Below are 4,901 nucleotides of genomic sequence, written 5' to 3' on the forward strand. Positions count from 1 at the left end.
CGCTGGCGTACAAAGCCGAAGCTGGTGCATCGCTCAGAGAATCACTGATGAGGACGCTGCCTGACAGACAGCTATTGACCGATTCTGTTGAAAAAGTCGGATTTTCAAATGGCTTGAACTCAGGCACGACCACCACCGGAGAACCTACTCACCACATTGAGTGGTTTTTCGGCCCTTCGGTGACCTTTGCTGCTCTGCTATTGGGTTAATTTGAGGTTTTTTGCTTAGTGCAGGCGCACCTATCCCGTGACTGGTGGCCCTTGAGATGAAAATTTGGCCAGCCGTCGCAGGTTCTGCACCGCAGCGGCCAGAGTGAACTCATCCGTCGCGCCACTCATGCCACGTAGCCGCAGGCGATCCAATTTCAGGATGCGCTTGAGGTGGGCAAACAACATTTCGACCTTTTTACGTTCGTGGCGAGAGCGCTGATATGCCGGCGTTGCGGCAATGCGCCGAGCCACATCGCGAGCGGCTTCATGGACGCTGCGAGCGATCTTGCGAATCGAAGTGTTCGGGCAGCACCTGGCTTTCATCGGACATGTCGCGCAGTCGGTCTGTCTGGATCGGAAGATGACGGTGTTGGCTTTGGTGACGTGCGAACGCTCGTTCTTGAAGGCTCGCCATTCGCTGCGCAATGGGTTGCCGGCTGGGCAGCGGTATTCCTAGGCCTCTTCATTCCAGTGGAAATCGTTACTCGAAAAGCTGTCGTTCTTGCGCTCAGTTTTGTCCCACACCGGCACATGCGGCTCGATGTCTTTTTCCTCCACCATCCAGGCCAGCATCGGCGCGGTACCGTAAGCGGTGTCGCCAATGAGGCGTTCCGGCTTGATGTCGAACTGCACTTCGACCCGATCGATCATCGTCTTGGTGCTCTCGACTTCTGCGGTTCGATGAGCCGGTGTGGGTTCCACATCCATGATCACGCCGTGCTCGGTATCGATCAGATAATTCGTGGAGTAAGCGTAGAAAGCAGGGCCGCCTGGAGCAGCCGTCCAGCGGGCCTGAGGATCCGTCAGCGACAGGCGTTTCGGTAGCGTTTCGGCCAAAGCCTCCTCATCGAGGCCTTCAAGGTACTCACGCACGGCGCGAGTGCTCAGGGCCGGATCGCTCCAGTTGATCTGTTCATCACCCGGTACGCCGCGCTGCCGACTCGCATCCGCCTTGATGATGCTGGCGTCCACGGCAAAGCCTTCACCTTTGACCAAGCCTGCGTCCATGCAACGACGCAGCACTTCATTGAACAACCAGCGAAACAGATCGCTGTCCCGAAAACGGCCGTGTCTATTTTTGGAAAAGGTCGAGTGGTTGGGGACTTCATCTTCAAGGCTTAACCGGCAGAACCAGCGATACGCCAGGTTCAAATGGGCCTCTTCGCACAGCCGCCGCTCTGAGCGAATGCCGTAGCAATAGCCCACGATCAGCATGCGGATCATCAGTTCAGGATCAATCGACGGACGCCCGATAGGGCTATAGAAATCGGCGAGGTAATGGCGCAGGTCACTCAGATCGAGACACTGATCAATGCTGCGCAGAAGATGATTGGCTGGGATGTGATCTTCAAGGTTGAACGAGTAAAACAGTCGCTCCTGCCCACTCGATAACTGTCCCATCATGCTCTGTGATCCCCCGCCGGCCAATGAAGCAATTTTGCCGCAGGTCAAACAGGGGAGCTACTTTTTCAACAGAATCGGCCGGTTAAAGCCCTTCGCGAGAGGCAAAAATCGGCTGTGCAGCCGTTAGACCTGCTAGCACTAATGTCCATCAGAAAGGTCTCGTGCATGCGACGGCCCCAAAAAACCACATAAGAATTCAGTCGAGTTTGCGAATTCTTCCCAAAAACATTGAAACTGCCTCGTTTCGGCTATTTTATTCCTCATACCAAGCGAATTATGGACGAATCTATGCAGCAACGAAATCTCACGCGCGGCTCTGACGAGATCAGAATCAATGTTAACGACACCTTCGAGCTTAAGTATTGGGCAAAAAAATTCGGGGTAACTACGAGCGAGGTCAAATCCGCAGTGAAAGCGGTAGGCGATGCCCTTAGCGCGGTCCATAGTCAACTCGAAAGCAATAAAAAAAATTCCAATGACACATGCTCGACGTGGTGAGTCGTCGATGGGCAGGTTTATTACTCCGAAACTGGTTCAAGGTTATCCAATATCTGGGAAGATCGCGGACGTAGACCAAACCTAAACCACAGGTCGATACAATCGTACTGTGACTCGCAATCCTTTTTGGCTTAGTTCATCTAAAAAATTGAGCGTGACACTTGCATCATTACGACTGGCTATCGTGCTGACAATAGATAAACCCAGCCCTGAGCCGGCTTCACCGGTGCCCAGGCTGCGGTAAAACGGGTCGAACACCAGCTCCTGCTCTTCGGCGCTGATGCCCGGGCCCGAGTCCTTGATCTCGATGAGCACGCCCTGCTCCGCCGGCTCGACACTCAAGTCGACCCGACCGCCCGCTGGGGTATAGCGGATGGCGTTGTCCACCAGGTTCTTGACCAGGATGAAGAGGTCCAGCTCGTTGATGACGACCTGAACGTCCTCGACGCTTTCCACTCCAATATCAATGCCCTTGTTTTCGGCCAGTGGCAGAAGGTCTTCCAGCACGCGGCGAAACAACGCGTGCACCGAAACCGCCGTCTCGGCTCGTTGCGTGACTGATTGTGCGGCGGCTAGGGCCAGTAGTTGTTCGATGAGTTTGCGGCTGCGCTCGATGCCCTGAGCCAAGGGCGCAAAGCTTTGCCGGGCTGCCTCCGACATGGGTGCGGACGACAAACGTTCCGCTTGCAGGGATAGCGCAGTCATCGGCGAACGCAGTTCATGGGCGGCATCGGCGATAAACCGCCGTTGCGCTTCCATGGCCTGCGCGACGCGCTTGAGCAACCGATTAATCGCCACGACGAAGGGCCGGATTTCGCTCGGCAAGTGCTGTTCATCGACAGGATGCAGCGCCTGCTGATCGCGCTGATCGATCTCCGCCGAGAGCGTCGCGATGGGACGGAACAGCTTGCGCACCAGGTCCCCCACCATCAACAGCAGCACCGGGAACAGAATGAAAAACGGCAGCAGTCTGCGCCAGGCGCTTTCCCGCGCTTCCTTGTCGCGCACGTCGGCCTCTTGCGCGACCACGATGCGCTCGCCTGCCGAGGTGGTTCTGACCAGCGCGCGAAAGTTTTCACCGGCTATGTTCAGCGTCGACAAGCCATCGGCCAGGGTCACGGGAAATGGCAACGGAATGCTGGCGTCGTCATTGCCGGTCGCTTTGGCGCTATCAGATAGGTACTGCACGATGATCCTCGACTCTTCGTCGTCGCCAACGATCCGTTCGGCGCCGGGATAGCGCAGGGTCATGTGCTGGCGGTCGAACAGCACCGCCACCTGACGCAAGCTTTCGTCCTGCATTTCATGCGTTTCGTCGAGTGCCGAGATGAACGCGAACGCACCGGCCAGCAAGGCGACGATGAGAATGGCCAGTGACAGCGTGACGGAAAGCCGTGACTGCACCGAGTCGCTCAAACGCCTTTTGAAACCATCCATCCCATCCCCCTGACGTTCTTGATGACATGGTTACCCAGTTTTCGCCGCAACGCGTGAATCAAGAACTCCACCGCGTTGCTTTCCACTTCGTCGCCCCAGCCGTAAATCTGGTCTTCCAGCTCACTGCGCGAAAGGATGGCCCCCGGGCGGATCAACAGCGCCTGTAACAGCGCGAATTCTCGACTGGAGAGTTGGACTTCGCTGATGTCGGCAGTGGAGGCTTGCTTGGAGGCCAAGTCCAACGACACCTCGCCGTTGTCCAGCAGCGATTGCGCGTTACCACCGCGACGGCGCAATACTGCTCGCATACGCGCCAACAATTCGGCCATGGCGAAGGGTTTGAGCAGGAAGTCATCAGCGCCGCCATCGAGTCCGCGCAGGCGATCATCCAGGCCGTCCCGGGCAGTGATGATCAGCAATGGCACGGGGTTGTTGCGCGCGCGAATGGCATCCAGCACATCGAGCCCGTCCTTGCCCGGGAGACCGAGGTCCAGCAGCACCAGGGCATAGTTCTGTGTGTCCAGCGCCGCCAACGCGGTGAGGCCGTTTTTCACCCAGTCGGTAGCGTAGCTCGCATCCTTGAGCACACCTTCGATGGCATCCCCAATCATCAGGTCATCTTCGACCAGCAGAATACGCATGCACCGCTCCGACATAAAAGGCGCGACGGTCATTGCCATCGCACCTACATTGAAGCACTTGCCCCGGTGTTTGTCCGCCGCCGGTTCCGTGCCGACTTACTGCTACTGGCCTTTCATCGAATCGAAAGCCTTGAGCAGGTCGTCCATGGCCGCCTTGCATTCAGCCTGCTTCGGCGCACTGGCGCGCAGGGCATCGAGTGCGTGGTCAATGCCTTTGTCCAGCACATGCCAGTCAGCGGCGGCCCGGGGTTTGATGCCGGCTTCAGCGGAATCCCAGGAGGTTTCCAGATCCTTGATGCGAGTCTTAGCGCCGGGCAGATCGTTTTTCCCGACGAGCGCTGTGACGTCGGCAGCGATGCTGCGGAACTCGCTCAGATCGCCCAGCAGCACCAGAGACGAGATGATCGCGACTTGACGAAAAGCCGTTTGGAAGGAGTGCATATTGATTCCTTGGTGGGTGTCTGAGTGGTTATTGAATGGCGGACCTGCGGATGCCGACGCCGATCTGCGCGACAGCCACCAACAGGACGATGACGGTGAGGAAGATGGCGCTGGTCCAGGCGGCGCCCATACCCAGGCCGCCGTAAGTCTTGGCTTGGGTTAGCAAGTCGCCGAGAGAGGCGCCGAACGGGCGGGTCAGGATATAGGCGATCCAGAAGGTCAGCACCACGTTGCCCCCCAGGCGCCAGGCCAGCAGCGTCGCGGCAATCAG

At 57.6% G+C, this 4,901-nt stretch carries 5 protein-coding genes and 2 pseudogenes; 2 read left to right on the forward strand and 5 right to left on the reverse strand.

Going from position 1 to position 4,901, the window contains the following annotated elements; genetic code table 11:
* The coding region (locus FHL16_RS34650; RefSeq protein WP_218191872.1) for a hypothetical protein at positions 1 to 209 on the forward strand (209 nt) is incomplete at its 5' end.
* A gap of 30 nt (positions 210 to 239) precedes the next feature.
* Here FHL16_RS34650 and FHL16_RS33530 read toward each other — a convergent pair.
* A pseudogene (locus FHL16_RS33530) lies at positions 240 to 1,613 on the reverse strand (transposase).
* Between the two features lie 288 nt (positions 1,614 to 1,901).
* On the opposite strand from FHL16_RS33530, the gene FHL16_RS33535 reads away from it, so the two are divergent.
* Positions 1,902 to 2,111: a DUF3606 domain-containing protein gene (locus FHL16_RS33535; RefSeq protein ID WP_017340959.1), complete on the forward strand. Its 210-nt coding sequence runs from the start codon at positions 1,902 to 1,904 to the stop codon at positions 2,109 to 2,111.
* 81 nt (positions 2,112 to 2,192) lie between these two features.
* Here FHL16_RS33535 and FHL16_RS33540 read toward each other — a convergent pair whose 3' ends face one another.
* The 4 genes and pseudogenes from FHL16_RS33540 to FHL16_RS33555 form a co-directional block, all read right to left on the reverse strand.
* Positions 2,193 to 3,548 carry an ATP-binding protein gene (locus FHL16_RS33540; protein WP_017340960.1) on the reverse strand — a complete coding sequence of 452 codons (1,356 nt, stop codon included), beginning with the start codon at positions 3,546 to 3,548 and terminating at the stop codon, positions 2,193 to 2,195.
* The gene (locus FHL16_RS33545) at positions 3,524 to 4,189 is read right to left on the reverse strand and encodes a response regulator (protein WP_017340961.1); all 666 of its coding nucleotides are present in this window, start codon (positions 4,187 to 4,189) and stop codon (positions 3,524 to 3,526) included. Before FHL16_RS33545 ends, FHL16_RS33540 begins: the two co-directional genes overlap by 25 nt.
* Positions 4,190 to 4,291: 102 nt before the next feature.
* Positions 4,292 to 4,630: a hypothetical protein gene (locus tag FHL16_RS33550; RefSeq protein WP_077750533.1), complete on the reverse strand. Its 339-nt coding sequence runs from the start codon at positions 4,628 to 4,630 to the stop codon at positions 4,292 to 4,294.
* Positions 4,631 to 4,658: 28 nt separating this feature from the next.
* Positions 4,659 to 4,901 (reverse strand): annotated as a pseudogene (locus tag FHL16_RS33555) (hypothetical protein); the annotation flags it as partial.

The sequence above is a fragment of the Pseudomonas sp. FSL W5-0299 genome (assembly GCF_005930655.1).
Lineage (GTDB): Bacteria > Pseudomonadota > Gammaproteobacteria > Pseudomonadales > Pseudomonadaceae > Aquipseudomonas > Aquipseudomonas mandelii.